Source organism: Pseudomonas serbica, assembly GCF_028823535.1.
Classification (GTDB): Bacteria; Pseudomonadota; Gammaproteobacteria; order Pseudomonadales; family Pseudomonadaceae; genus Aquipseudomonas; species Aquipseudomonas serbica.
In genome coordinates this window covers 231,677-258,091 of the sequence record NZ_JAQIYM010000007.1, presented here as the reverse complement: position 1 = coordinate 258,091, position 26,415 = coordinate 231,677, and the positions used below count along the sequence as shown (strand labels likewise).

Below are 26,415 nucleotides of genomic sequence, written 5' to 3'. Positions count from 1 at the left end.
CGGAACCCTCACGCCACCCGCTCGACTTTATCCGCTCGACGCTTCTTGCCCTCGCCGTTACCGCGCATCAACACCCAGCGCACGACCTTGTTCCAGGCATAACCCACCGCAACGCCGCCGACGATGGCGAGGACCACCGAGAGTACCGGATAGTCGCCAAGGCGCCGGGCCACCGACTGAAACTGGAAATGCGTCAAGTAGATATACAGCGTCGAGGACGCAATCAATGCCATGCCACGGGCCATGATCCCTGGCACGGGAATGGACCGCACCCAGATCACCAGGAGCGCGGCAGGCACGGCGATATCGACATGGCTCCAGATCTCCGCGGCGAACGGTCCATACCCCAGCATTGCCATCATGTCCTGCCAACCCACTACCAGCACGGTCACGACGCTGACGATCAACTTCTGGCGGGTTGTACCAGCGCTGTGAATGGCCATGCCGAGCACCATGATCGCCAGGTAATGCTGGGGCACGCGATTGAGCAGCGCGCTCGCATCGAACACCAAGGCACTGATCAGCACATCGGCCACCGCCAACACGCACGATGCGATGACAAAACAACGAAACGGGTCTGCACTGATGATGTTCCTGACGCGCTCGAACGACAGCACGAAGCCGATGATCACCAGCATCTGCACCAGCAGTTCTATGTACCAATAGGCGAAGTTGCCGACTGTATCGGCTGTAAACCAGTTGGAAATCAGCAGCAGCGATTGCCAATGCACTTTGTCGAACAGCATTTGCACCAACGCCGTGTACAGGATCGTCGGCACCGCGATGCTGGCAACGGACTTCACCAGCGTGCGCACGCTCCCGTACTCGTTGATGGCCTTGAATTGAAACCGTGCCAGGCTGACCCCGGAAATCAGGAACAGGGTCATGGTTTCGCCGAAAACCGGCCAGTGTGAAAACAGATGAAAATGGCCAATGACGATCAATACGATGGAAACCACGCGCATGAACACCGGCACTTCCATTGCCCGTATCGAGAACCTCGAGGCCTTGGTGTCGCTGGCCAGTTCACACAATTCAACGACCGGAATCATTTCCCATTGGTCGGGCAGATGACCGATCAGTTCCTCCAGCACCATTGAAGCCTGGACGAACGAGAGTGAATCCCCGCCCAGTTCGACGAAGGTCAATTGCGGATCGATGCGCGGCACTTCAAGAATTTGCGCCCATGCCTGGGTCAACTTGAGCGCCAGCGGAGACAGGTCCTGGCTGGAATTGACGGGCGCCGCCTGGTTATCGACCAGCGCCTGCAACGCCCGCTTGTCGATCTTGCCGTTAGGCGTCAGTGCAATGGAATCCACGAACACGAACAACGCCGGCACCATGTAGTCAGGTAGCTGCTGCCCCACATGCTCACGCAGTTCAACCGATGAAACAGGCTGGGTGGAAACACAACAGGCCACCAGTTTCACGTTCGATCGGTCGCTATCGGCCAACACCACACACTGCTTGATCCGGGGGTGCCTGGTGATCGAGCCTTCGATTTCAGCAAGCTCGATGCGATGACCACGGATCTTGACCTGGCTGTCACCGCGCCCCCGGAACATGACACTGCCATCGGCCAGATAAGTGCCCAGGTCGCCAGTTCGGTAGCAGATATCACCTTCGGCCCGGGTAAACGGATTGACCACGAACTTTTCTGTGGTCAGTGCCGCGTCACCGTAGTACCCCAGGGACAGATACGGGCTGCGTATCAGGATTTCTCCGGTTTCGCCTTCTCCAACCAACTGGTTGGCCTCATTGACCAGCAACAGTTGCGCGCCCTCGATGCCTTTACCCAGCGGGATCCTTGAGTTGTCGAGCGCCGGATCGACCTGATGAAAGGCCATCGCCTGCGGCGTTTCGGTGGTGCCGTAGAAGTTGACGCTGATGGCATTGGGGGCGATCAGGCAGATTTGCTGGTACAGGGTGTTGCTCAAGGCATCGCCACCCCAAAACAGGTAGCGCAGCTCACCGAACTGCAAGCCACTGATTTTCGCCCCGGTCTCAATGAGTTTGCCCAGGGGCGGCGTGAGGTGAATGACCGAGATCCCGTGCTGGTGTATCCATTTGGCCAATGCCGCTGGATCGACAACGGTCGACTGGGCCGGGATAACGACCTTTGCACCAATCGACAGCGGCGTGAACACGTCCCTGTAGACCGGATCGTGGCCCAGTCCCGACAGCAGGGAAAAGCAACTCTCCCTGGTCAACGAATGACGCTGGCTATGCCATTCGATGAAATGAACCAAGGGCGAGTGATGGGTGACAATCCCCTTCGGCTCGCCGGTACTGCCCGATGTGAAGGTGATATACGCCGGGTGTGCGGGGTTGACGTCGGGCAAGCCCCTTGGCTCGACGGCGAAGGCCTTCAGCGCGTCGCCGGGCATTTCCGGGATGTTGACCACGCGGACCGCGGACGAACGCAGGGGATCGACCTCGAAGGCGGCCTCGCCACAGACCAGGACAAAGCTCGGCTCGAGCACCTTGATGATCTGCTCGATGCGCGAACGTGGATAAGCCATATCGGCCACGGTGAAGGTCAAGCCGGCGCGCGAGGCACCGAGCATGGCGTAGACCAGGCCAGCGCAGCGACCGGAAACGATCACGACCCGGTCGGAAGCCTTCGCGCCCTGTCCAAGCAAAAAGGACGCAAGGCGCTGGCTGATCGCTTCAAGTTCGCCGTAGCTGCATGTGGCGTCATGAGAAACCACCGCCACGGCATCAGGTGTGCGTCCAGCGTGCTGCAGGAAATCCATGAATATCGGACGTTCGACGCAATACTCCAGATCCAGCGTCGGGTTCGGGCGCGCATCCTGCATATTATTGATCAACTCCCCAGGGCCTGTACGAGGTAGACACGACGGGAGGCTCGCAATCCGGAGATTCCCCCCCAAGAAGCTAGCACAGCTGCCATGGCCCGCCAGTGCGCCGGTCAACATGCGCAGGCCCCGTCAGCCTCGCCATTGCCTCGGACTGACCCCGGTCTTGCGCCGAAACGCCCGGGCCAGTGCCGAAGGGCTTTCATAACCGACCTCTTCGGCGATCAAGGCAATGGGCTTGCCTTCACGCAGGCGTTTCTGCGCCAGGCTGATGCGCCAGCTGAGCAGATAATCCGCCGGGGCCTGCCCGACCACCCGCTTGAAGTGCTCGGCGAAACTGGCCCGGGACATGTTGGCCGCCACCGCCAGTTCGGCCACGCTCCAGGCCTTGCCGGGTGACTCGTGCATGAGGTTCAAGGGGCGCGCCAGGCGCGTATCGGCCAGGCCTGCCATCATCCCTGGCTGCTGATTTCGACTGCTCAGGAGGTGGCGCAACAACAGGATCACCACCAGCTCGAACAGCCGATCCATCACTGCCTCACGGCCGCAGGTTCCGTCGAAGGCTTCGTTGAACAACCATTGCAGAGTGCCGGCCAAGGCCGGGATGTCCTCCAGTTTGAGCACCAGATAATCCGGTAGCGCCGTGGCCAGGGCATTGCCCGCACCGCCATCGAAGTCCAGGGACGCGCACACCAGCTGCGTATCGTTTTCCTGCGAGGCAAACAGCCGATGACGATAGGGCCGGGGAAAAAAAATCAGGGTCGGTTCCGTAAGATGCAGTTCACGGTCATCCGCGAGCCTGAGGGAGATTTCGCCCGCCTGGAGCAGATGCAGATGCCCGCAGGCCTGGCTGCCATCGAACGCCGTGGTGCCGCAAAAGGTACCGCTGTGAAAGGTCCCGGCATTGACGCCGAAATGCGCTAGCAATGTGGACAAGCGATCCATGAAGGGCCTCCGGCAGCAGTTCTGGACGATCTGTCGCATATCCTCGACGATTTGCATCCAATAGGCCAACCCGACTCTCTAGCATTCACTCCGTACCCAGCGCCCTTCGCGCATCCATTACGGAGAATCACCATGTCACGCATTATCCCTGTCAGCCTGGAACACGCCACCGAGACCACCCGCCCCTTGCTCGACGGCGTGCAGAAGAAAATCGGTTTCCTGCCCAATGTGTTCCGCGTCCTGGCTCACGCCCCCGCCGTACTGGCCTCGTATCTGCAGAACTCGGCGGCATTGGCCAAGACATCTTTGAGCGCTGCGCAGAAGGAAGCGATTTTCCTCGCCACCTCCCAGGTCAACGGCTGCGACTACTGCCTGGCGGCGCACACGTTGTTCGCCGGCAAGGCCGGGCTTTCCAGCCAGCAAATCCTCAGCGCCCGCGAAGGCCGGCTCGATGCCTATGCGTTGCTCGCCCGGCAAATCAGCGAAAGCCGTGGTCACCTGGACAGCGAGCAAATCGCCGCGGCCCGCGCCGCCGGAATCGATGACGCGAAGATCATCGAAGTGATCGCCCACGTGGCCTCGCAAACGCTGACCAACTACCTGAACAACGTCGCCCTGACCGACATCGATTTTCCGGCCATCGACGCCTGAATCACCCTGCGGCCAGCGATGGCGGCGTAACGACCACCATCGCATCGCCAGCAAGCCGGCTCCTACAGATGCGCGTAATGCCCCCATTCAACATGCCCCCGCAAATCCTGTAGGAGCTGGCTTGCCAGCGATCAGGTATTGGTCTTCAACTTGGTCCACAGCCGCGTGGTCAAGCGGGCGATGGAGGCTGGCAGGTCTTCTACCGTGAACAGCTTGTCCATCACCGACTTGGGCGGGTAGATCGCCAGGTCCTGCTTCACCGCCGGCACCACCTCGGCGTCCGCGGCGCTGTTGGGGTTGGCGTAGTGGATGCTGTTGCTGATGTTGGCGATGACCTGCGGTTGCAGCAGGTAGTTCATGTAGGTGTAGCCGTTCTTCTGGTGCGGCGCGCTCTTGGGCATGACCACCATGTCGAACCACAGGGTAGAGCCTTCATCCGGAATCGAATAGGCAATGTCGATGCCGTTGTTCGCCTCCCTGGCACTGGCGGCCGCCTGCACGATGTCGCCGTTGAAGCCGATCACCGCGCAGACGTTGCCGTTGGCCAGGTCGCTGATGTACTTGGAGGCGTGGAAATACTGGACGTAAGGCCGGATCTTCAGCAGCGCCTGTTCGGCTTTCTTGTAGTCGGCAGGCTCGTGGCTGTGGGGCGGCAACCCCAGGTAGTTGAGGGTGATCGGCAGCACTTGCGTCGGGTTGTCGATGATCGCCACGCCACATTCGCTGAGTTTCCTGATATTGGCCTCATCGAAAAACAGGCTCCAGGACCGGGTGACGTCGATGTTGCCGAAGATCGCCTTGATCTTCTCGACGTTGTAACCAATGCCCGCGGTGCCCCACATGTAGGGATAACCGTACTGGTTGCCGGGATCGTTGACCTCGAGCTTTTTCATCAGCACCGGGTCAAGGTTGCTCCAGCCCGGCAGCTGGCTCCTGTCGAGTTTCTGGATGGCCCCGGCCTTGATCAGGCGCGAGAGGAAATGGTTCGACGGGCTGACCACGTCATACCCGGTGTTGCCGGTCATCAACTTCGATTCCAGCACTTCGTTGCTGTCATGGATGTCGTAGGTGGCCTTGATCCCGGTTTCTTTGCTGAACGTGGCCAGGGTGTCGTCGGCGATGTAGCCGTTCCAGTTGGAAATGTTCACGGTTTCATCGGCGTAGGCGGCGACGCTGAACGTAGAGAGCAGTGCCACCAGGGAAACAGTATTGACGCGCATGTTCGATCACCTTCGTGTTGAAGTGCTTTTGTTGTAGGGGCAAGGCGGTGTTCTAGATTTCGCTTCTGGCCCGGGCCTTCTCTACGCGCATGCGCAGCATGGCACCGATATCCAGCAAGGGTTTGGGCGGCAGCCAGCCGGGCTGGGCGCGATCGATCACCGATTGCAGGAGCGGCGAGTCGATACCCGATGCCAGCTCCGCCAGCAGCCGTCCCCACAACGTGCCCCGCGCCACGCCGGAGCCGTTGCACCCTGCCACGGCGAACACGCCCTCCTCGACCTTGGCGAAATACGGTTGCCCGGAGCGCGAAGCGCTGAGGTGGCCTGTCCAGGTGTACTGGATGTCCTGCGCGCCCAACATCGGGAAACGCCGCTGCAAACCCAGGACATGGTGCTGGCGTCGGGTCGCCAGTTCGCCGGGCGACAAGTCGTGGGCGCGATATTCGGCGGTGTTGCGGATCATCACCCGTCGATCCGGGGTCAGGCGCACCGTAGCCCCCAGGGGCCGGGTCGACAGCACGCCCCAGGGCTCGACGGCGCCAAGGGCCTGGAATTCTGCGTCGCTCAGGGGCCGGGTCAGGCTGGCGCTGAGTTCCATGGCGAAGGTGCCGCTGTCACTGATGCCGGAACGGGGAATGAAGGCATTGAGGCAAACCAGCACTTGCCCGGCCTCGATGCAGCCCTGGGCGCCGCTGGCGCGGATACGTCCATTACCCAGGCGCTGCAGACTGCTGATCTCGGTGTTTTCAAACAGGGTCACCTGCGGCGGCAGTGCATCGAGCAGCCCCTTGACGTACTTCGCCGGTTGCAGCAACGCATTACCATTGCCGCACCAGATCGCCGCCTGGTAATGCCCGGTTCCCAGTTTCTGGCGCAACGGCTCACCTCGCAGGAACTCTGCAGAAGCACCCACCGCACGCAAGGTCTGCAGCTTGGCCTCGACCTCGGTCAACTTGCGCGGATCGCTGACCGCAAAGAAATACCCCGATTCGTGAAAGTCGCATTCGATGCCGTGCCGGGTTATGCGCTTGCGCACCTCGTCGCTGGCGGCACGGCCAATCGCGGTATCGGCCTGGTAGCCGGCGAAACCCGCAGTGCCCTGCAACTCGGCATGGCTCGGATGCTCGTGGGCGACCACGAACCCCGAGTTGCGCGCCGATGCACCTTGCGCGGCGCGCTGGCGGTCGACCACCACGATGCGTGCCTGGGGATGCAGTTGCGCCAATGAGTGCGCGGCACACAGCCCGGTGATGCCGCCGCCGATCACCAGCCAGTCGGCCTGCTGCGTGCCCTTGAGCGGGTCGCGCAACGGGCTGTCCCCGGCTTGCGCAATCCAGCCACATACGTTTTCCATGCGTCACCTCGTAGACTGTCTTTGAGCCGGCCTCTCGGACATCCGCATGCACTATTTGCATGAGTGATTGGAGATGACGGAAGCCATGACTAGAATCTAAAGGGACAGCGCAACGACAACCAACGTTATTAAATCATCCAGGTATTCTGAAAACGCATGGATAACATTCGCCACATGCCCTCGCTACAGGGCCTGCAGGCCCTGGTCGAGGTTGCAGATTCAGGCAGCTTCACCCAGGCGGCACAAACGCTGTGCCTGACACAAAGCGCCGTGAGCCGCAAAATCCAGCAATTGGAGAGTCACTACGGCACCGCGATGTTCATCAGGACCAGCCGCAGCCTGCAGCTGACAGCCGAAGGCGAACAGGTGCTAGCCAGTGCGCGGCACATCCTAGAACACCTCAAGGCCCTCGATGACCGCATCGCTCCGCAAAAGCGCCCGTTCCGCATCCGCATGCACGTGTCATTGGCGGTGCGCTGGCTGCTGCCCCGGCTGAGTGATTTCTACCGCCATCATCCACAGGTATCCCTGGCGATCGAGACCGTCGCCACCGAGGTGGTGGAACCGGCCAGCGACAGCGACGCCTACATCCTCTACCTGCCCGAACCGTCCAGGGCCGCGGATTGCCTGACCCTGTTCGAGGAAGCGCTGGTGCCGGTGTGTGCGCCCGGCCTGGGGTTGGCCTCACAGGAGGACCTTGCCGGCTTTGCGCTATTGCACCGTTCGAGCGACAGGAACGACTGGCGGTATTGGCTGGCCGCCAACGACGGCAGGTCACTGGACGAGTTTCGCCACCTTCCCTTCAACCTCGACGAACTGGCGCTGGATGCCGCCGCGCGCGGGCTGGGTGTAGCCATGACCGACATGACCTTGGCGGGCGAGTCGATCGAACGCGGCGTGCTGGTCATTCCGTTTGGCGAGCCGTTGAAGACCTGGGGGATTTACGCGCTGTGCCTGCAGCCGTCAGCGGCGGCGCACCCGGCGTGCGGGGCGATCTTGCAGTGGTTTGGCGAGCAGGTAGGAACAGCCCGCGACCTGTAGATACGCTGTTTCCGGTCAAGCTTTCGCTGAAAAGCCAGGCCGCGTCCATGGCGTCCTGACAGCCGATTCATCTCCCGCGTCTACACCCGATTCCCTGTAGGAGCTGGCTTGCCAGCGAAGGCGGCCTACCAGCCGGCCTCATCGGGTGCGTGAACACATTCCGCTGTGGATCGGGTATGGCCGTGCGAGATCGGTCGGCTGTCAGGGCGCCTTCGCTGGCAAGCCAGCTCCTACAGGGGGACCAACACCTCAGTCATCTTCATGCAACTTGATCCCCCGCGCATGCAGCAGAGGTGGTACCACCAGCACCAGCAGCGTCAGGGCCATGAACACCGCCGAGATGGGTTGGGTCAGGAATATCGTCCAGTCCCCCTCACTGATCGACAGGGCATTGCGCAACTGTTTTTCGGCCATCGGCCCCAGCAGCATGCCGACGATCACCGGCGCCACCGGGAAATCGAAACGCCGCATCAATACCCCGGCCCAGCCGATCCCCAGCATCAGCAGCAGGTCGAAGGAGGAATGGCGCATGCCGTACACGCCGATGGTGGCGAACACCAGGATTCCAGCGTTCAGGTAAGGCCGGGGGATCTGCAGCAGCTTGACCCACAGGCCCACCAACGGCAGGTTCAATACCAGCAGGATGACGTTGCCGATGTACAGCGAGGCCACCAGGGTCCAGACCAGGTCGGCGGAGGTTTCGAAGAGCATCGGCCCCGGTTGCAGGTTGTAGTTCTGGAACGCCGCCAACAGGATCGCCGCCGTCGCCGACGTCGGTATGCCCAGGGTCAGCAACGGCACCAGCGAGCCTGTGGCGCTCGCATTGTTGGCCGCTTCCGGGCCGGCCACCCCTTCGATGGCGCCCTGGCCCTTGTTGGCCGAAAACTCCTTGGGGTACTTGCTCAGCTTGCGCTCGGTGGAATAGGACAGGAAGGTCGGGATCTCCGCACCGCCTGCCGGGATCGAGCCAAACGGGAAGCCAATCAGGGTGCCCCGCAGCCAGGCCGGCACCGAGCGTTTCCAGTCGGCACGGGTCATCCACAACGACGTCAGGCGGTGCCGGCCTTCCGCTTGCTCGGTTTGATAAAGCAGGCTGTACAGGGCCTCGCCCACCGCGAACAGACCGACCGCCACCAGCACCACCTCGATGCCATCCACCAGTTCGGGCACGCCCAGGGTGTAGCGGGCAATGCCGGATGTCGAGTCGAGGCCGATCAGGCCGATGGTCAAGCCAATCCCCAGTGAAGCGAAACCACGCAGCATCGAGGCGCCGAGCACCGCCGACACGGTGGTGAAGGACAGCACCAGGATCGCGAAGTACTCCGCCGGGCCGAAATTCAACGCCAGCCTGGCCACGACCGGGGCGAACAGGGTCAGCAGCACCGTCGCAATGGTGCCTGCGACGAAGGAGCCAATCGCCGCCGTCGCCAGCGCCGGCCCGGCCCGGCCATTGCGCGCCATGAGGTTGCCTTCCAGGGCCGTGACCATGGAAGACGACTCTCCGGGCGTGTTGAGCAGGATCGAGGTGGTCGAACCGCCGAACTGCGCGCCGTAGTAGATCCCGGCGAACATGATCAGGGCGCCCGTCGGATCGACCTTGGCGGTGATCGGCAGCAGCAAGGCCACCGTCAGTGCCGGCCCGATGCCCGGCAAGACACCGATGGCGGTGCCCAGCAGGCAGCCGATGAAACCCCACAGCAGGTTGATCGGCGTCAACGCCGCGGAAAAGCCCATTGCCAGGCTGGCGAGAATGTCCATGCTGTCGATCTCCTTGGATCAGATCCAGGCGTTGACCAGCGGCGGCAGGGAAACCCCCAGCCCGGCATTGAACAACCAGTAGATCGGCAGGGTCAGGGCCATACCGATGGCCAGGTCGCGCAGTGGATGACGACTGCCAAAACCGCGGGCCGAACAGGCGAACAGCAGCCCGGCGGACAGCACGAAACCGATGACGTTGATGAGCAGCGCCACACCGATCAACCCTGCGGTGACCCAGGCTGCGCCGGCCTTGCCGCCCGCCACGGTGTGGACCTGTTGGTTATCCAGTTCGCGAAAACCGCCGCTGAACGCCTGATAACTCAACAATACGCCCACGGCCCCGAGAAACCCCGCGACCACCCAGGGGTATACATAGGCCGGCAAAATGACGAAGCCCATCTCCGGCGGAAAGCGCCAGGCGCCCACCGCCAGCACCAGGCTGAGGACCATCAAGCCGATGCCGATGGCCAACTGGGTCGGCACCACTGCGCGGGATCCGGTCATGTCAAAGCAACCCGACCTTGACCAGCATCGCGCGCAACCGCACGTGTTCCTCGTTGACGAATTTGCCGAAATCGTCACCGGTCAGCACGCTCTCCGTCCAGGCGTTGGTCTTGATGTTGTCCTGCCAGACTTTGCTCTTACTGGCGGCCAGCACGGCGTCGGTCACTTCCTTGCGCTGCTCGGGGGTAAGGCCGGCTGCACCATAGACACCACGCCAGTTGCCGATGATCACGTCGTAGCCGCTTTCCTTGAGGGTTGGCGCATCGATCCCGGGCACACGTTCGGGCGCGCCGATGGCGAGCACGCGGAACTGTTCGTTCTTGATGTATTGACCCAGTTCGGCGTAACCGCCGGTGATCACCTTGATCTGGCCACCAAGGGCCTGGGCGACGATTTCACCGCCACCGCCGGTGGCGATGTAATTGACCTTGTTGACCGGCACATCCAGCTTGCCCGCGAGCTCAGCGATGCCGATATGGTCGATCGAGCCTTTGGAACCACCGCCAAAGGTCACGCTGGTGGGCTTGGCCTTGAAATCCTTGATCAGGTCATCGAGGGTCTTGTAGGGCGAGTCCTTGCGCACCGCGAGTACGTTGTATTCGGTGAACAACCGGGCGATGGGCGTCACGTCCTTCAGGCTGATCTGCGGTTTGTTCTGCTCGATGCCCGCCACCATGATCGCACCGACCACCAGCAGCGCATTCGGGTCGCCCTTGGTGCTGTTGGCAAACTGCGCCAGGCCTAGCGTACCGCCCGCGCCCCCCTTGTTCTCAAAGGTGACGGCCTTGGCGACTTTGGCTTCGATCAGGGCCTTGCCCAGCACCCGGGCCGTCTGGTCATAACCGCCGCCCACGGAACCGGGGGCCATGAACTTGACGGTGTCCAGCGCAAAGGCCGGGGTACAGAGCGCGGCAGCGGTAACGCCGACCAGCAGGCAGCGCCTGAAATTACGGAGCAAAGCGGACATGGGCATCTCCTGAGTACCTTGTTTTTATGGGTGCCATTTGCACATCGACAGTAACCCCTGCCCGACAGCATCCGGCCTGTCTTCAAGCGTAGGCCATGACGCCACTGGTCGAGAGGTTTTCAATCGTCCCGACTGCGACGCAGACCTGCATGGGCGGCTTGCCGGCGATAGCGGCCGCCAATATTGCGGTGATCCTTCGGGCCTCTTCGCTGGCAAGCCAGCTCCTACAGGTCCGTGGAAAACCACGGATTCATGCCCAACACAAAACATTGTAGGAGCCCGGCTTGCCGGCGAAGGCGGCCGCCAATATTGCGGTGATCTTTCGGGCCTCTTCGCTGACAAGCCAGCGCCCTCGCGGGGCATATCCGAGCAAAAAAAGCTCTTTCGAGCGCATCATGGCCTAACCTCATAGGCGCAATGACTATCAACCAGTCGAGCACGCCCATGCGTCATGCCGTGAACCTACTGATCCTCATCGTTTTCGCGATATCGGGAACGAGCGCCGGATGGCTGTCGGCCGCCCCCCTGTCCGATACCCCTACCCTCGCCACGGTTTCCCCCTCCGCCAGCGTTTCCGACAGCGACCTGGAAGCGCTGCAGGGCCAACTCGGCAGCTACAAGCAGCAGGTATCACAGGCCAGCAACTACAGCCAGCTCGAAAGCCCGCAGGATCTGGTGCAGGCCCTCGTCAAGGAGGTCGATCGCCTCTCGGCACTGCTGTTGCCCGAGCAGGACCAGCTGCAGGCGCAACTGGGCGTGCTGGGCCCGCCGCCACTGGCGGATGCGCCTCCCGAAAAGGCCGATATCGCCCTGCAGAGAACAACCCTGACCGAGCAGAAGTCCCGGGTCGACGGCAAACTGAAAACCCTGGTATCTCTCAAGGCCAGCGCCGCCGAATTGCTGTCGCAGATTGCCGCCATCCGCCGCAACCTGCTGGAAACCGAAATGACCCAGCAGACCAGGAGCATACTCAACCCCTGGTTCTGGGCGCCCCTGCTCAAGCCGCCAGAGCATGACCGGGAAAAATTCAGCGCCTTCCTGCAGCAGATCGACGATACCCTGGACGCCACCTGGCATCCCGGCGAGCGACTGCTGACCTGCCTGTTGATCGGGATCGCCCTGTTGCTGTGGGTCGTGGGACGGCGCCTGGCCGAACGCGGGCTGACCTGGTTGTGCATCCATCGCATGCCGGAAGGTCGGCTGCGCCGCAGCGCCCTGGCCCTGGCCTCGGTCATCGCCACGGTGCTGACGGCCTGGATAGCCTTGCGCCTGCTGTTTTTTGCTTTCACCCGGGAAGTGCCGCTGTCGCCACAACTGGCGGGGTTCTCCCAGGACTTCGAAAAGATCGTCTATACCTGCGTGCTGATCATCGCCCTGAGTCGCGCGCTGCTGTCCACGCAGCACCCCTCATGGCGCCTGCCAAACTTTGCCGATCCCCTCGCCCTGGCGATGCAACCTTACCCGGCACGGCTGGCCTGGGCACTGCTGTTGCTGGTATCGCTGGCGCAGATGACCAATGCCACCAGCATGAGCGCGGAGCTGGTGATCTCGGTGCGCGGCCTGGTCGCCCTGATCGTCTCGGTCATGATCGCCATGCTGCTGATACGCGTCAGCAAAACCCGTCGGGAGATGGTCATGGCGGGTGTCGCCCCCGAGGCGGGCCGGACCTTCGCCGGGCTTATCTATTCCTTCGCCAGCATTGCGATCGTGATTTCACTGCTGGCCTTGCTCGCCGGCTACATATCGCTGTCGCGCTTCATCACTTACGAACTGGTGTGGTTCTACATCATCTTCGCCGGCTTTTATTTGCTGACCCAGCTGGTAAAAGACGGCTGTGAACACCTGTTTTCCCCCCGTGCTTCCACCGGCAAGTCGCTGAAACAGTTATTGGGCATTGGCGATACGCGGCTGGAACAGATTTCGATCATCCTCTCCGGTGCCGGTCGTGCCTCGTTGCTCTTGATCGCGCTGATCACCCTGGTGGTGGGTGGCATCGGATCGACGCTCGAACAACTGGCCACCAACATCCTCGCCATCCTCGGCGGCGATGGCCTGCGAAAACTCAACATCGTCCCGGCCAACCTGCTGCATGCCTTGCTCGCGGTGATCATCGGCGTCTACCTGATTCGTTCGCTGCGGCGCTGGCTGGACAACGAGTTGCTGCCCAAAACCGAAATGGACCCGGGCATGTGCGCCTCGCTCAGCACGCTGTTCTCCAACATCGGTTATGCCCTGGTGCTCCTGCTGATGCTGTCATCGCTGGGGGTCAAGTGGACCAACCTGGCCTGGATCGTCAGCGCCCTGTCGGTGGGCATTGGCTTCGGCCTGCAGGAGATCGTCAAGAACTTCGTCTCCGGGATCATCCTGTTGACCGAACGTCCGGTGAAGGTCGGCGACCTGATCAGCATCAGCGGGGTCGAGGGTGACATCCGTCGGATCAACGTGCGCGCCACCGAAATACAGCTGGCCGACCGCTCGATCGTGATCGTGCCGAACTCGCAGCTGATTTCGCAGAACCTGCGCAACGTCACCCTCGGCGGTAGCGCCCAGGGGGTGGCGAGCCTTGAACTGATGTTCCCGCTGGACATTGACCCCGAGCAGGTGCGCAGCTTGCTGTTAGACACCTTCAGCGAGCACGAGACCATCCTGGAAAAGCCGGCGCCGGTGGTGCGCTTCAGCCAGCTCAAGCCTGAAGGCATTACCCTGACCGTCACCGGTTATGTCAGCAGCCCGCGGATGGTCGTTTCGATCAAGAGCGAGCTGCTGTTCGAGATTCTCAAGCGGCTGGGCGCCGCCGGGATACAACTGGCGAAACCGCCAGCGGCGTAATGCAAATCACACTGTGAGAGCGAGCCTGCTCGCGATGGGCGTCAACGATAGCGCGCGCGGCCTGACAGACCGCATTATCCGCACGATTTTCGTCGGAACGCCGCCCGGAGCCGGCTCGCTCCCACAGGTACGCATTCTTCTACAAGTTCATCAATGGGCGATGCACACCGATTTCAGCTCGGTATACGCCTCGATCACCGCACGACCGAACTCGCGGCCCATGCCCGATTGCTTGACGCCACCGAACGGCATGGCCGGGTCGAGCAGCACGTGGGCATTGACCCACACCGTACCGGCTTCGATGCGCGGCACCAGGTTCATGGCCTTGCCCAGGTCGTTGGTCCACAGGCTGGCGGCCAGCCCGTAGCGGTTGTCATTGGCCAGCGCGATGACGGCGTCTTCATCGTCGAACGGCATCACCCCCAGCACCGGACCGAACACCTCTTCGCGCGCCACGGCCATGCTGTGGTCGATGTCGGCGAGGATGGTCGGCTGGACGAAGAAACCTTCCCCTTCCAGCAACTCGCCGCCCGCCACTACACGCGCACCTTCCTGGCGGGCCAGCTCGATGTGCTTGAGCACGCTTTGCTGTTGCTTGCGCGACACCAGCGGGTTGATCGCCGCCTCACAGTTCATGCCGGCGCCAATCGGCATCGCCGAGACCGCTGCTGCCAGGGCTTCGACAAACTGGTCGTGGATCGAGCGATGCACGTAGAAACGCGAGGCCGCCGCGCACACCTGGCCGTTGTTCAGCAGGCCGCCGAGGATCGCGCCCTGCACGGCTTTTTCGATGTCGGCATCGGCGAGCACGATCATCGGGTTCTTGCCGCCCAGCTCCAGGGAGAAGCGGGTCATGTTTTCCATGCACGCCACGCCGACGCTCTTGCCCACGGCCGTGGAGCCGGTGAACGACACTTTGCTTACCAACGGGTGCGCGGTCAGCACACCGCCGACCGAGGCCCCGCCGCCGGTCACCACGTTGAACACGCCCGCCGGAATACCCGCTTCCAGGGCCAGTTCGGCCAGGCGCATGGCAGTCAACGGGGTTTCCATCGCCGGCTTGATGATCACCGTGCAACCGGTGGCCAGCGCCGGCATCAGTTTCCAGGCGGCGATCAGCAGCGGGAAGTTCCACGGCACGATGCCGACCACGACGCCCACCGGCTCACGCTTGGTGAACGCCGTGAACTTGGCACCGGGCGGCAGCGGGATCGACACATCGAAGGTCTGCCCTTCGATCTTGGTCGCCCAGCCGGACATGTAGCGCATGAACTCCACCGTGGCGTTCAGATCCAGTGCGCGGGCCATGTTGATCGACTTGCCCTGGCTCAGGGTTTCCAGCTGCGCCAGCTCTTCGGCATGCGCCTCCACCAGGCGGGTGAAGTTCAGCAGGATGCGCTCACGGTCCGCTGGGCGCAGGCCCGACCACACACCGGACTTGAAGGCCTTATGCGATGACTGCACGGCGCGCTCGACGATTTCCAGGGGTGCGTCGAGGGTTTCGCACAGGGTTTGCCCGGTGGCCGGGTTGACCACGGCAATGCCCGGGCCTTCGGCGAACACCCACTGGCCATCGATGAAGCAGCCGTGTTGGCGATCGAGGAATGCAGCCACCTGAGGCAGGATTTCAACGTTGCTCATGAATCACCTTCAATTCTGTTGTTCTTTGAGGAAGCACACGACCGCCTGGCGATCGTCTGCCGACGCCATGCCCATGTAGGGCATGTAGGTGCCAGGCACATAGGCCTGGGGTTGGGTGATGAGTTGCGCGATGTTCTCGGCCTGCCAGTCGATGTTCTTGTTGCGCATGGCCTGCGAGTAATTGAAGCCTTCCAACGAACCGGACTTGCGCCCGACCACACCCGCAAGGTTCGGCCCCATCATGCCGGTCGTGCCCTTGGTCAACGCATGGCAGACCCCGCATTCATTGGCGAACAGTTCGGCGCCCCGGCTCTTGACCGGAGCGCAATCGGCCGCCAGGGCGGCCTGGGCCAGGGTGAAGGTCAGCAAAGCAGCGAGGGGCAAACGCAGGGTGGCGAACATGAGAAACGACCTTGAAAATCCACGCGCTCGCCAAACAGGCGAACGCCAACACTGAAAGTGCCGAGGCGACGGGGCTTCGGCAGGTTGAGAGGGATTGTCGGTGGTCTGCGACTCGCAGGTTTTGCCCTGCGTGCCAGTTGTGTTGGCGGTTCTGCCAAACTGGCGCATGGGCGCGATCGGCGATAGCAAAGCCTCTTCCAGAGTTCTGCCTATACTGCAATCCAGCCGCCCTGATCACCTGCGCTGAGGAACTGCTGGATGAATGTGACCGACTATTTTGATCGAGCAAGGATCATCAATATTTCGTCGAGAAAGGATCGCCGGGTAGAAACCGTAGAAGAATTCGCGCGCAACGGTTTTCCCTTCGATCATGACAAAGTCAGTTTTTTCCAGGCGGTGACGCCCACCGAGGACGATGGCTTCCCGAGCGTCGGCGCCCGGGGCTGCTTCATGAGTCACCTGGGGATCCTGGAAGAGGCGATACGCCTGGATGTGAAGAACATCCTGATCCTGGAGGATGACATCCAGTTTTCCAGGCGCATTTCCCAATACGGCAAACAGGCCATCGAGTCCCTGCAGGGCATGGAGTGGGACATCGCCTACTTTGGCCATCCGTTTGAAGGCGACTCCAGCTCGCCCTCCTGGAAAGCGGTCGACCAACCCATACACCTGTCCCACTTTTATGCGGTCAACGGTAAATGCATCACCCGGTTGAGGGATTTCCTGCTGCAGATTCTCGAGCGCCCGCCGGGGCATCCTGACGGCGGTCCGATGCACTATGACGCCGCCCTCAATACGCTCATTCATTCGAACAAAGACGTCCAGGCCTACTACTTCACCTGGAACCTGGGCTATCAAAGACCCTCGCGCACTGACCTGCACGCACTGTCGCTGTTCGACAGGACGCCTGTCCTGCGCGACGTCATGGGTATGCTGCGCAAGTTGAAGGCGAGGAACCTGAGACGAATTCGCTAAATCGAAAAACGCCGCTCCCGATCAGTGCACGGACCTGTGCACTGTCACCCCGCCCTGCAATCTGGCAAGCACAACCAACTCTTTGGCACCGTGGCAACAAGGCGCAAAAAATCCCGGCATTAGTATCTGGAGGGACGCAAACCTGCGCTCAAGAACAAGAACGGATGCCACACCATGCTCAAGCCCCCCTTGCTTCGCCTCTCGACCCTGGCGCTGATGATAAGCGCTGGCCAGGCGAGCGCCTACGAACTCTACGCCACTGACGACAGTCATCTGAACGCCACCCTGGAAGCGGTATTCGGGGTTTTCCACAGCCAGGAAAACTACGCCCTGTCGGGTCGTCTCGACGAAGGTTCGTCGTCATGGCGCGAAGGCTACATCAAGTACGGCCTGAGCTTCGACCAGGGCCTGGCGGGTGTCGGCACGGCTTACGGCGCGGCGAACATGCTCAGCTCCGGTACCTGGGGTGACGGAGATGCCGCGGGCTTCACCGACGGGTCGGAACGCACCACCAAGTTCGAGGACGCCTACCTCGGCTGGCGCTCCAGCGAACTGTTCCCGGCGCTGGGGGCTGACGGCATCGACCTGTCTTTCGGCCGCCAGAACATCGTAGTCGGCGACGGTTTCCTGATAGACGGCGATGCGCTGAACCTGGGCAAAGGCCTGGCCGACGGCGAGTTCAACCGCGGTGGCGCCTACTGGCTGGCCGCGCGCAAGGCTTTCGATGAAACCGCGGTGCTGCGCATCGGCGGCAAGGAAGGCTGGCGCAGTGACCTGATGTGGCTCAAATCCAACAACCGCGCCCAGGCCATGACCGAAATGTACGTCGGCACCCTGGAGCACGTGTCCGAGGCCGGCACCGTCGGCCTGACCTACATCGACACCACGGACGTCGACGAGCAGTACGCCTCCCCCGCGCAACTCGAGCGCGACGGCATGAAGACCTACAGCCTGCGCGCCACCGGCAACGCCGGGGTCAAGGACCTGTTCCTCTCCGGCGAATACGCCAAGCAGGACAAACCCCATACGGCCACCGAGGACGCCTGGTACCTGGAAGCCGGCTGGACCTTTTCCGACGCCGCCTGGACGCCGTATGCCGGCTACCGCTACAGCCGTTTCTCGGAAGGCTACGACACGCTGTTCTACGGTTTCAGCCGCGGCTTCGGCACCTGGTTCCAGGGTGAAGTGGCGGGCAACTATGCCGGCCCGTTCAACAGCAACTCACGCATCCAGCAACTCAAGTTCACCGTCACGCCGCTGGAGAACCTGACCGTCGGCGCGATGTACTTCAACTTCGACACCATCGACCGCAACCTGGGCAACACCGATGGCCACGAAGTCGACCTGTACGCCGAATGGCACCTCAACGATCACCTCACGGTGATGCCGCTGATCGGTGTCTTCCAGCCGGACAAGAGCGCCGACCAGGGCGGTACGCAGCTGGGTAACAACGACCAGAACCTCTACAGCCAGGTGATATTCGCCACGACTTTCTAAGTCATGCCGGGGCAGTGGCGCATCCGCTGCCCCCGTGGAAAAAGGCTTTTCCCATGCACAGAAAATTTCTCACGATCCAGAGCAAGATCACCCTGCTCGCCGGCCTCTGCCTGGTGTTGGTAATAGGCCTGCTGATGGGCCTGTCGCTCTACCAGACGCACCAAAGCAGCCAGCAAGTGGCCCGGGCCAGCAGCGACATGCTCGCCGATGCGGCCAAGGAACACATGCAGGCGCTGGGTAAAGTGCAAGCCATGCAAGTGCAGCGCACCTTCATGCAAACCCACGAATTCGGCCAGGGATTGTCGCGATACCTGCTGTACCTCAGGCAACTCCAACAACAGGGCACTCTGACCCGTCCACAACTGCGCCACGAGCTGAGCACCCAGCTGCAGCAGGCCCTGATAGACAAGCCCGACCTGCTCGGGCTTTACGTCATTTTCGAACCCGACGCGCTGGACGGTGCCGACGCCGGTTTCTCCGCCAAGCCGGACCTGGGCAGCAACGAAACCGGGCGCTTCTCCCTGTACTGGGTGCAGAGCAAACCCGGCGAACTGCAAGCGGTGATCGGCGACGAAGGCCTGCTGGCCAACACTGAGCCGGGCCCCAGCGGCGCACCCTACAACGCCTTCTATACCTGCGCCCGCGACACCCGCCAGGCCTGCGTGCTGGAGCCCTACTTCGACGAGGCTTCGGGCAGTCGCAAACTGGTGACCAGCGTCGCCTTCCCGCTGCTGGAGAACGGCAAAGTCATCGCCGTGGTCGGACTCGACATCAACCTCGCCGCGTTGCAAAAGAACAGCGAAGCCAGTGCGCTGCAGCTGTTCGACGGTCAGGGCCAGATCAGCATCGTCAGCCCCCGTGGGGTGATCTCCGCCAGCAGCCAGGACGCCGATCGCCTCGGGCACCCCATGGACAACGCCCAGGTGATGGACGCCCTGCGCCAGGGCCAGCCAAAGGTGTTCGTCGATCCGCAGCAGATCAAGGTCCTCGAACCGCTGCCACCGATTGCCGGCGCCGCACCCTGGGGTGTGCTGGTGGGCGTGCCACAAGCGGTGTTGCTGGCACCGGTCGCCAGCCTGCAACAGCAACTCGATGCCCAAGGCATGCAAAGCACCGCGCTGGAACTGCTGCTCGGTGGCGGCTCGGCCCTGCTCGGCCTGCTGTTGATCGGCTACGCGGCTCGGCGCATCACCCGGCCGCTGCAAGTGCTGACCCGGGTCATGGAAGACATCTCCCTCGGCGAAGGCGACCTGACGCGGCGCCTGCAAGTGCAATCGCGGGATGAAATCGGTCAACTGGCGACGGCGTTCAACCGTTTTGTCGAGCGCATTCACCAGTCGATCCGCGAAGTGTCGTCGGCGGCCCTTGGCGTCAATGAAGGTGCCCGCCGTGTGCTGGACGCCTCCCATTCATCACTGAGCAATTTCGACGATCAAGCCAGCCGCACCAACAGCGTCGCCGCCGCGATCAACCAGTTGGGCGCCGCCGCCCAGGAGATTGCGCATAACGCTTGCGGTGCCTCGCAACAGGCTTCTTGCGCCAGGCAACAGGCCGAAGACGGTCGCCAGGTGGTGCAGCGCACGATCGAGGTGATGAACGAGCTGTCGGGCAAGATCAGCGCGTCGTGCAGCAACATCGAAGTGCTCAACGACAAGACCGTGAACATCGGGCAGATCCTCGAAGTGATCAAGGGCATCTCCCAGCAGACCAACCTGCTGGCGCTCAACGCCGCCATCGAGGCGGCGCGTGCCGGTGAAGCCGGCCGCGGCTTTGCCGTGGTCGCCGACGAAGTGCGCAGCCTGGCCGGGCGCACCCAGGCCTCGGCGCTGCAGATCCAGCAAATGATCGAGGAGCTGCAAGTGGGCGCCCGCGACTCGGTCACCACCATGACCGAAAGCCAGCAGCACAGCGAAGAAAGCGTCACCATCGCCAACCTCGCCGGCACCCGCTTGAGCAGCGTCACCCAACGCATCGGCGAGATCGACAACGTCAACCAGTCCGTCGCCGCCGCCACCGAAGAACAGACCGCCGTGGTCGAAGCCTTGAACGTCGACATCACCCGGATCAACACGCTGAACCAGCAAGGGGTGGAGAATCTGCAGGCGACGTTACGCGCTTGTACGGAGTTGGAGCAGCAGGCGGCGCGGTTGAATCAGTTGGTCGGGAGTTTTCGGATCTGAGACAGCTGTTGCCTGATCTACCGCCTTCGCGAGCAAGCCCGCTCCCACAATGGGATCTTGGCCATACACATATCTTGTGTTCACTGGAGATCCCCCGTGGGAGCGGGCTTGCTCGCGAAGAGGCGATCAAATCCAACATCCATGACAACTGACACTGCGCTTTCGCGGGCAAGCCCGCTCCCACAGGGATCTGCTGCGGACACAAAAGCCTCATCCAATCTGGCACCCACAACCAATCACCTGGCATGCGCACAAACATGCCGCGTCGCACCCCACGCGTAGTATCGAAGCGCGTAAAGCAACGCTGAACCCCTCCATTGCTCACTAAAACAAAAAATCGGCCCTCGGGTCGCGGGAGACGTTTGTGCTCAAGAAAAGTGCGTTGGGCTGGCCAAAGATTGCCGGCCTTGGAATTGCGTTGGTGGTGGCCGGTCAGTTTTCCGGCTGGAACTTTGGCCTGGCGGCCGGTGGCTGGCTGAACATGCTGGTGGCCACCTTGTTGATGGCGCTGCTGTGCGGCGGGCTGGCGTTGTGTGTGGCTGAACTGTCCACCGCGTTGCCCAGCGCCGGCGGTGTGTTCGTGTATGCGCAAAGTGCCTTCGGGCCGTTCGTGGGTTACCTGGTCGGGGTGGCTTGTGCGCTGGCCTTGACCATCGGCACCGGCGCGGCGGCGACGTTCATTTGCGCCTACACCGAGTCGATTTTCGGGCTTGGCGGCTGGCCGGTGAAGATCGCCCTGTTCGCGGTGATCATCGGCATTCACCTGCGCGGCGTAGGTGAGGCCATGGGCTTGACGTTCATTGCCGGGGTGATCGCCGTCGTCGCCTTGCTGACCTTCGGCGTGGCCATGGCGCCCCATGTCGAGCTGGCCAACCTGCTGGCGTTGCCGGCCAATGTCTCTACCCCGCTCAGCCTCGGCGGCGTCTTCGCCTGCGTACCGTTCGCGATCTGGCTGTTCATCACCGTCGAGCAGACCGGTTCAGCGGCGGAGGAAGCTGATAGCCCCGGCCGTACGATGCCGCGCGGCATTCTCGCGGCCATCGGTACCCTGTTGGTCACCGCGCTGGTCGTGCTGGTGTGCGCACCGGGCGCTGGCGGTGTCGAGTTGGTGGGCTCGGCGGGCGATCCGCTGTACGCGGCGATGTCCAGCAACAGTGCGTTCGGCGCTGACTCGTGGCTGGCCAAGGTGATTGGCTGCGGCGGTGTGTTCGGTTTGATCGCCACCTTCTTCTCCCTGGTTTATGCGGCCTCCCGGCAACTGTTCGCGATGGCGCGCGACGGCCTGTTCCCGCAGTGGCTGGGCAAGACCGGCAAGCGCGGCACGCCCTGGCCGGCGCTGCTGCTGATCGGCGCCATCGGCCTGCCGCTATCGGAAGTCGATCCGGCCACCGTGATGCTCGCCGTGGTCCTGCTGCTCAACGTCTGCTACCTGTTCATTTTCGGCGCGTACCTGCGCATCAAACGCGGCCAGACGAACCTGCCACGCCCGTTCACCCTGGCCGGCGGCAAGGTCGTGGCCTGGCTGGGCCTGGCGCTGACATTGGTGGTGATCGCCGCCTGCTTCCAACTCGACCTGCTGATGCTGATCGCCCTCGCGGTGACCTTCGCCCTGTGCATTTTCAACTTTCTGCTGCGCACCCGTCGCAGCCCTGCCATCGAGGTTCCAGACCATGCCTGAACAGACCCTTTTGCAACGCCGTCACCGCGTACTCGGCAGTGCCTCGCCGCTGTTCTACGACAAGCCCCTGCACCTGGTGCGTGGCGAAGGCGTCTGGCTGTTCGACGTCGAGGGTCGCCGTTACCTGGACGTGTACAACAATGTGCCCTGCGTCGGCCACTGCAACCCCCACGTCACCGACGCCATGCACCGCCAGGCCACCACGCTGAACATCCACACCCGCTACCTCGATGAGCAGGTGGTGCGTTATGCCGAGCGCTTGACCGCGACCTTCGGCCAACCGCTGGACACTGCGATGTTCACCTGCACCGGCACCGAGGCCAACGAACTGGCGCTGCGCCTGGCGCGCTACGCCAGCGGCGGCACCGGCATCATCGTCAGTGACTACAACTACCACGGCAACTCGGCGTCGCTGGCCGAAGTCACCACCGCCCTGCCCTCACCGGAACCCTTCGCCGCCCACGCCCGCGCCGTGCCGATTCCGTGCCTGTACCACGCGCCGGCCGGCACCACGCAAACGCAACTGGCCGAGCGATACGCGGCCAACATCGCGGCGGCCATCGCCTCACTGCAGGCCCAGGGTATTCGCCCGGCCGCGTTGCTGATCGACACCCTGTTCGCCAATGAAGGCTTGCCCAGGGTTCCGGCCAGTTTCGTCGCCAAGGCCGCCGAGTTGATCCGCGCGGCTGGTGGCCTGTTGATCGCCGATGAAGTGCAATCGGGTTTCGGCCGTACCGGCGATCACCTCTGGGGGCACCAGGCCCACGGCGTCGTACCGGACATCGTCACCCTCGGCAAACCCATGGGCAACGGCTACCCGCTGGCCGGGTTGATCACCCACAAGGCGCTGGTGGAATCGTTCGGGCGCAACGCCATGTACTTCAACACCTTCGGTGGCTCGCCCGTAGCGGCGGCGGTCGGCATGGCGGTGCTGGACGAGATTGAACAAAAGCAACTACTGCAAAACGCACAAAGCGTCGGCGCTTATGTGCAGCAGCGTTTGCAGGTACTGGCAGGCAAACACTCGATCATTGGCGATGTACGCGGCAAGGGCCTGTTCTTCGCCATGGAACTGGTACGCGACCACGCCAGCAAGGAACCCGCCGGGCTGGAAGCGCGCAAGGTGGTCAACGACATGCGCGAGAACGGCGTGCTGATCAGCAAGATCGGCGCCGGCGACAACATTCTCAAACTGCGCCCGCCACTGGTGTTCAGCCGCGAAAACGCCGATCTGTTCGTCGACACCCTGGACCACGCCCTGAGCGCAATTTGAGGCCTTTGTCATGACTGAATTCCATACCCTGAACCATGATCAACAAGTCGCCCGCCTGCACGACCTGGCGCGCCACGCCCTGCAGCACTGGGAGGGCGAGTTCGGCGACATCGAACTGGTGAAATACCGCGAGAATGCGGTGTTCTCCGCCCGCCGTCACGACGGCCAGCGCGTAGCCCTGCGTATCCATCGCAACGGTTATCACTGCGAAGCGGCGCTGCGCTCCGAGCTGCAATGGATGGAAGCGCTGGAAAGCGCCGGGATTACCGTGCCGCAAATCATCCGCGCACAGAATGAAAGCCATCTGATCGAAGTCAGCCATGCCGAGATCGGCCAGCGCCATGTCGACATGCTCGCCTGGTTGCCGGGGGCTACTGCCGGCACCTCGGAGGCTGGGGTGCAGGCCGATACCGAGATCGACTTTTTGTTTGCCGAGGCCGGCAAGATGGCGGCGCGCATCCATCTGCATTCGGCGGACTGGCAGCAGCCGGACGAGTTTGTCCGGCATGCCTGGGACGAGGAAGGCCTGATCGGGGCGAATCCGTTCTGGGGGCGGTTCTGGGAGCTGCAACCGCTGAGCGTAGAGCAACGAGAGCTGCTGCAACAGGCCCGGCGCTCGGCCCGCCGGGACTTGCGTCAATACGGCCGGCACTTGGGCAATTTCGGCATGATCCACGCCGACCTGGTCCCGGAAAACCTGCTGATCGAAGGCCCGCGCCTGCGCCTGATCGACTTCGACGATGCCGGGTTTGGCTGGCATATGTTCGAACTCGCCACCGCCCTGTACTTCTGCCTGGATGACCCGCGCTATGAGCAGATCAAGGCGGCGCTCCTGGAGGGTTACCACGCGGTCAAGCCGCTGACCGAGGCAGATCGCCAGACCCTAGCGCTGTTCCTGATGCTGCGCGGCACCACGTACCTGGGCTGGATTCACACCCGCCAGGGCACGCCGACGGCGATTGAAATGGCGCCTATGTTGATTGAGCGGGCCTGCAGGCTGGCTCGGGAATATCTGCAGGCCTGATCCACCGTTTTCGCCAGCAGGCTGGCTCCCACAGGATTTGCGCCGGACACACTACCTGTGTTCACAGGAGATCCCTGTAGGAGCGGGCTGGCCCGCGAAGGGGCCATCACTTCCACCATCTATGTTGACTGACACACCGCTTTCGCGGGCACGCCACGCTCCTGCAGGTTTGTGTCGCTCACAAATGGTGAGATCGACACAAACCCTAACGCGGTCTCGATCAAGCCGCGCTGGCATGCTCAAGGCGATGGAACAAGCGGTTGAAATACACCAGGCTGTCGCGCGGTTCCCGCACACCGACATTATCCAGCTCCACGAACATCACCGAGTGCGAACCCACTTCCTTGCACTCGCTGATCCGCCCTTGCAGTTGCACCAGGGCGTCGCGCAGCACCGGCACGTCCGCGGCGCCGTCGTCCCACAGGTCCCAGGCAAAACGTTCGGCCATGGGCACCTGGGTCATGCCGGCGAAGTGGCGGGCCAGTTCTTCCTGTTCGCCACACAGCACGTTGACGCACAGGCGACCGTTGGTGCGGAATACGTCGTGGGTGGCGCTGTTGCGGTTGACGCACACCAACACGGTGGGCGGCGAGTCGGTCACCGAACACACGGCGCTGGCGGTGATGCCGCAGCGCCCGCCCGGGCCATTGGTGGTGATGATGTTCACCGCCGCAGGCAGCTGCGCCATGGCGTTGCGAAAGTCGATTTGCTGCTGGCTCAGGTCGGCCATGTCGATGCCCCTTCCTTCAGGAGGACCGCGAGGAAAGCGGCCCGTAGGTGATGGAGCAAGACTAAGGCTGCGCGCGCGCCGCAACCATTCTGACGATCCCCATGGCGAGGTTGGGTTTCCGCTAGTCGACTAGGTGGTTTCTTTATCGCAAGGGCCGGCGACAGTGGGTATCCTGCTTACAGGCTGTAAAAACAACAGCCGATGCGTGCCGCGCGTTCGCGTGCGAAAACAATAATTAGAATTTTCGTGGCAGCCCCTGATGCAAACCCGCAAACCGATTGTTTACATCGTTGACGATGACAAGGACCTGCGTACCTCGCTGGCCTGGCTGCTGGAGTCGGTCAGCGTGCAGGCGCAGTGCTTCGCCGGCGCCGATGAGTTCCTCAGCCAGTACGACCCCCAGCAGCCCGCCTGCCTGGTGCTGGATGTGCGCATGCCGGAAACCAGCGGTTTCCAGTTGCAGGAGATCCTCAACCAGCGCGGCAGCACCTTGCCGACCATTTTCGTCTCGGCTCATGGCGACATTCCGATGTCGGTCACGGCGATGAAGAACGGCGCCCTGGACTTCGTCGAGAAGCCCTACAACCCGCAGCAGATGATCGATCGCATCCAGGCGGCGCTCAAGACCGCCGTGCACGCCCAGGCCGACCAGCAGCAGCGCCAGAACCTGCAGGGCAAGCTGGCGCTGCTGACCAGCCGCGAGCGCGAAGTGTTGATGCTGGTGATCGATGGCAAGGCCAGCAAGGTAATCGCCCGGGAGCTCAACATCAGCGTGAAGACCGTTGACGTTCACCGCACCAAGATCAAGGAAAAGATGGGCGTGAGCAGCATTGCCATGCTGGTGCGCGAAGTGCTGCATTTGCCGATGGATGAGCCGGCGCGGCATTGATCTACGAACCCACACAGCACACTGTAGGAGCCGGCTTG

The 26,415-nt window shown here is 62.5% G+C and carries 20 protein-coding genes and 1 pseudogene; 11 read left to right on the top strand and 10 right to left on the bottom strand.

Features of this window, described 5'->3' with window-relative positions; genetic code table 11:
• Positions 1-8 precede the first annotated feature (8 nt).
• Complete coding sequence (locus tag NQL71_RS13670; protein ID WP_274642841.1) at positions 9-2,819, bottom strand: amino acid adenylation domain-containing protein; 2,811 nt, start codon at positions 2,817-2,819, stop codon at positions 9-11.
• A gap of 132 nt (positions 2,820-2,951) precedes the next feature.
• Entirely contained in the window at positions 2,952-3,764 is an 813-nt protein-coding gene (locus tag NQL71_RS13665; RefSeq protein ID WP_274642800.1) for an AraC family transcriptional regulator, read from the bottom strand.
• Between the two features lie 132 nt (positions 3,765-3,896).
• Between NQL71_RS13665 and NQL71_RS13660 the strand changes: the two genes are divergently transcribed.
• Positions 3,897-4,415 carry a carboxymuconolactone decarboxylase family protein gene (locus tag NQL71_RS13660; RefSeq protein ID WP_077183048.1) on the top strand — a complete coding sequence of 173 codons (519 nt, stop codon included), beginning with the start codon at positions 3,897-3,899 and terminating at the stop codon, positions 4,413-4,415.
• A gap of 131 nt (positions 4,416-4,546) precedes the next feature.
• On the opposite strand, the gene NQL71_RS13655 is transcribed toward NQL71_RS13660, so the two are convergent.
• On the bottom strand, positions 4,547-5,635 hold the full coding sequence (locus tag NQL71_RS13655; RefSeq protein WP_077183047.1) for a polyamine ABC transporter substrate-binding protein: 1,089 nt from the start codon (positions 5,633-5,635) through the stop codon (positions 4,547-4,549).
• A 52-nt stretch (positions 5,636-5,687) separates the two neighbouring features.
• On the bottom strand, positions 5,688-6,989 hold the full coding sequence (locus NQL71_RS13650; protein WP_077183046.1) for an NAD(P)/FAD-dependent oxidoreductase: 1,302 nt from the start codon (positions 6,987-6,989) through the stop codon (positions 5,688-5,690).
• A gap of 156 nt (positions 6,990-7,145) precedes the next feature.
• Between NQL71_RS13650 and NQL71_RS13645 the strand changes: the two genes are divergently transcribed.
• Positions 7,146-8,030 (top strand): LysR substrate-binding domain-containing protein, encoded by an 885-nt coding sequence (locus tag NQL71_RS13645; protein ID WP_274642799.1) that lies wholly within the window; start codon positions 7,146-7,148, stop codon positions 8,028-8,030.
• Between the two features lie 249 nt (positions 8,031-8,279).
• On the opposite strand, the gene NQL71_RS13640 is transcribed toward NQL71_RS13645, so the two are convergent.
• From NQL71_RS13640 to NQL71_RS13630, 3 genes are read right to left on the bottom strand one after another with little or no spacing between them, the layout of a single operon-like run.
• Positions 8,280-9,788 (bottom strand): tripartite tricarboxylate transporter permease, encoded by a 1,509-nt coding sequence (locus NQL71_RS13640; protein WP_046816400.1) that lies wholly within the window; start codon positions 9,786-9,788, stop codon positions 8,280-8,282.
• 18 nt (positions 9,789-9,806) lie between these two features.
• Entirely contained in the window at positions 9,807-10,292 is a 486-nt protein-coding gene (locus NQL71_RS13635; RefSeq protein WP_077183044.1) for a tripartite tricarboxylate transporter TctB family protein, read from the bottom strand.
• A gap of 1 nt (position 10,293) precedes the next feature.
• On the bottom strand, positions 10,294-11,259 hold the full coding sequence (locus NQL71_RS13630; protein WP_248687122.1) for a Bug family tripartite tricarboxylate transporter substrate binding protein: 966 nt from the start codon (positions 11,257-11,259) through the stop codon (positions 10,294-10,296).
• Positions 11,260-11,703: 444 nt separating this feature from the next.
• Here NQL71_RS13630 and NQL71_RS13625 point away from each other — a divergent pair, with 444 nt between their 5' ends.
• Positions 11,704-14,088 carry a DUF3772 domain-containing protein gene (locus NQL71_RS13625; RefSeq protein WP_046816397.1) on the top strand — a complete coding sequence of 795 codons (2,385 nt, stop codon included), beginning with the start codon at positions 11,704-11,706 and terminating at the stop codon, positions 14,086-14,088.
• A 150-nt stretch (positions 14,089-14,238) separates the two neighbouring features.
• On the opposite strand, the gene NQL71_RS13620 is transcribed toward NQL71_RS13625, so the two are convergent.
• Together NQL71_RS13620 and NQL71_RS13615 are read right to left on the bottom strand one after the other, a co-directional pair.
• The gene (locus NQL71_RS13620; protein ID WP_046816396.1) at positions 14,239-15,729 is read right to left on the bottom strand and encodes an aldehyde dehydrogenase family protein; all 1,491 of its coding nucleotides are present in this window, start codon (positions 15,727-15,729) and stop codon (positions 14,239-14,241) included.
• A gap of 9 nt (positions 15,730-15,738) precedes the next feature.
• Positions 15,739-16,131 (bottom strand): c-type cytochrome, encoded by a 393-nt coding sequence (locus tag NQL71_RS13615; protein WP_274642798.1) that lies wholly within the window; start codon positions 16,129-16,131, stop codon positions 15,739-15,741.
• 258 nt (positions 16,132-16,389) lie between these two features.
• Between NQL71_RS13615 and NQL71_RS13610 the strand changes: the two genes are divergently transcribed.
• The 7 genes and pseudogenes from NQL71_RS13610 to NQL71_RS13585 all read left to right on the top strand — a co-directional run bounded on the left by NQL71_RS13610 (position 16,390) and on the right by NQL71_RS13585 (position 24,758).
• Positions 16,390-17,106, top strand: a complete 717-nt coding sequence (locus tag NQL71_RS13610; RefSeq protein WP_046816394.1) for a glycosyltransferase family 25 protein — start codon at positions 16,390-16,392, stop codon at positions 17,104-17,106.
• Between the two features lie 174 nt (positions 17,107-17,280).
• Positions 17,281-18,603, top strand: a complete 1,323-nt coding sequence (locus tag NQL71_RS13605; protein ID WP_274642797.1) for an alginate export family protein — start codon at positions 17,281-17,283, stop codon at positions 18,601-18,603.
• Positions 18,604-18,656: 53 nt separating this feature from the next.
• Positions 18,657-19,928 (top strand): annotated as a pseudogene (locus NQL71_RS36805) (methyl-accepting chemotaxis protein); the annotation flags it as partial.
• A gap of 24 nt (positions 19,929-19,952) precedes the next feature.
• Positions 19,953-20,783 (top strand): methyl-accepting chemotaxis protein, encoded by an 831-nt coding sequence (locus tag NQL71_RS36800; RefSeq protein ID WP_414478817.1) that lies wholly within the window; start codon positions 19,953-19,955, stop codon positions 20,781-20,783.
• Between the two features lie 364 nt (positions 20,784-21,147).
• Complete coding sequence (locus tag NQL71_RS13595; RefSeq protein ID WP_274642795.1) at positions 21,148-22,461, top strand: amino acid permease; 1,314 nt, start codon at positions 21,148-21,150, stop codon at positions 22,459-22,461.
• Entirely contained in the window at positions 22,454-23,734 is a 1,281-nt protein-coding gene (locus tag NQL71_RS13590; protein ID WP_274642794.1) for an aspartate aminotransferase family protein, read from the top strand. Before NQL71_RS13595 ends, NQL71_RS13590 begins: the two co-directional genes overlap by 8 nt.
• A 10-nt stretch (positions 23,735-23,744) precedes the next feature.
• Entirely contained in the window at positions 23,745-24,758 is a 1,014-nt protein-coding gene (locus NQL71_RS13585; RefSeq protein ID WP_274642793.1) for a phosphotransferase enzyme family protein, read from the top strand.
• A gap of 220 nt (positions 24,759-24,978) precedes the next feature.
• Here NQL71_RS13585 and hpaC read toward each other — a convergent pair whose 3' ends face one another.
• Positions 24,979-25,488, bottom strand: a complete 510-nt coding sequence (gene hpaC / locus NQL71_RS13580) for a 4-hydroxyphenylacetate 3-monooxygenase, reductase component (RefSeq protein ID WP_046816388.1) — start codon at positions 25,486-25,488, stop codon at positions 24,979-24,981.
• 259 nt (positions 25,489-25,747) lie between these two features.
• Here hpaC and NQL71_RS13575 point away from each other — a divergent pair, with 259 nt between their 5' ends.
• Positions 25,748-26,377, top strand: coding sequence for a response regulator transcription factor (locus NQL71_RS13575; protein ID WP_077183035.1), 630 nt, complete (start codon positions 25,748-25,750; stop codon positions 26,375-26,377).
• Positions 26,378-26,415 lie beyond the last annotated feature (38 nt).